1 protein-coding gene and 1 other annotated feature are annotated in these 1,316 nt (G+C 59.7%); the gene reads right to left on the bottom strand.

Annotated features, from left to right (window positions below):
- Positions 1–34 precede the first annotated feature (34 nt).
- Positions 35–1,266, bottom strand: a protein-coding gene (locus HV675_RS32085; protein ID WP_175115474.1) for an IS3 family transposase whose coding sequence is annotated in 2 segments (ribosomal slippage) — positions 35–978 and positions 978–1,266 — 1,233 coding nt in all. Because the reading frame shifts where the segments join, the coding sequence is not laid out codon by codon here.
- Positions 872–988: a sequence feature (AL1L pseudoknot), on the bottom strand. (Overlaps the previous gene by 117 nt.)
- Positions 1,267–1,316: the final 50 nt, after the last annotated feature.

Genomic DNA, 1,316 nt, shown 5'->3' with positions numbered 1-1,316 from the left:
TGAATCGCCCCGGGAATCGTGGAGGCTGGTTGGTTTAAGTTAATGCGGGTTCGGCGACCGGTGTTTCAAGTTGCCGATAGTAGTTTGCCTCAGCTTCTGCGGGCGGGATGTAGCCGATGGGTTCCATCAATCGGTGATGATTGAACCAGGCCACCCATTCGAGCGTTGCCAACTCGACGGACTCCCGTGTTTTCCAGGTGCGGCGATGAATCAGTTCGGCCTTGTACAAACCGTTGATCGTCTCGGCCAGTGCGTTGTCGTAACTGTCGCCACGGCTACCCACCGAGGGCTCGATGCCCGCTTCGGCCAGTCGCTCGCTATAGCGGATGCTAACGTATTGCGAGCCTCTGTCGGAGTGATGTATTAACGTTCCATCGCCGCCCGGGCGCCGCGCATAAAGTGCTTGTTCAAGTGCATCCAGAACGAAGTCTGTAGTCATCGATGAACTGACGCGCCAACCGACAATCCGTCGGGCGAACACGTCGATCACGAACGCCACGTAGAGCCAGCCCTGCCACGTCGAGACATACGTGAAATCAGAAACCCAGAGCTGATTTGGCCGGTCTGCCCTGAACTGCCGGTTGACCCGATCCAGCGGTCGCGCGGCGGCCGCATCGGCAATGGTTGTGCGAACACGTTTGCCTCGCATCACGCCACGCAAACCCAGTTGCTTCATCAGCCGCTCGACCGTGCAGCGAGCCACCGCGATACGCTCCCGGTTCATCTGCTTCCAGACTTTATCCGCTCCGTAGACTCGCATGTTGGCTTGCCACACACGTTCGATCTCCGGCCGCAGGCGTTCATCGCGTATCGCACGAGCGCAGCGCCGCGACGGATCGCGAAGCTGCGCAGCATGGCGGCGATAGCCCGACGGGGCAATCCGCAAGACCTTGCAGATCGGCTCGACCCCGAAGGTGTCGCGATGCTGATCGATAAAGGCCTTCAGGACTTCAGGCGGCGGTCGAGCTCCGCCTGGGCGAAAAACGCACTCGCCAGTTTCAGAATCTCGTTGGCGCGGCGCAGTTCCTTGTTCTCGCGCTCCAATGCCTTGAGGCGTTCGCGTTCCGACGTGCTCACACCCTCGCGCTCGCCGCTATCGACTTCCTCTCGCTTGACCCACCCCAGCAATGTCTGGCTCGTACAGCCGATCTTGGGGGCGATGGATTCGATCGCTGCCCACTGTGATGGATACTCGCCCCGATGCTCCTGCACCATGCGCACTGCACGTTCGCGGACTTCAGCAGAAAACTTGTTCGACTTGTTCATGGCTCCATTCTCTCAAAAGTTGGAGCCTCCACCAAATCCGGGGCGGTTCA

This window comes from Paraburkholderia solisilvae (assembly GCF_902859875.1).
In the GTDB taxonomy this organism is placed as follows: domain Bacteria; phylum Pseudomonadota; class Gammaproteobacteria; order Burkholderiales; family Burkholderiaceae; genus Paraburkholderia; species Paraburkholderia solisilvae.
Note: the sequence above shows the minus strand (reverse complement) of the source record. Positions and strands in the feature narration are given on the sequence as shown.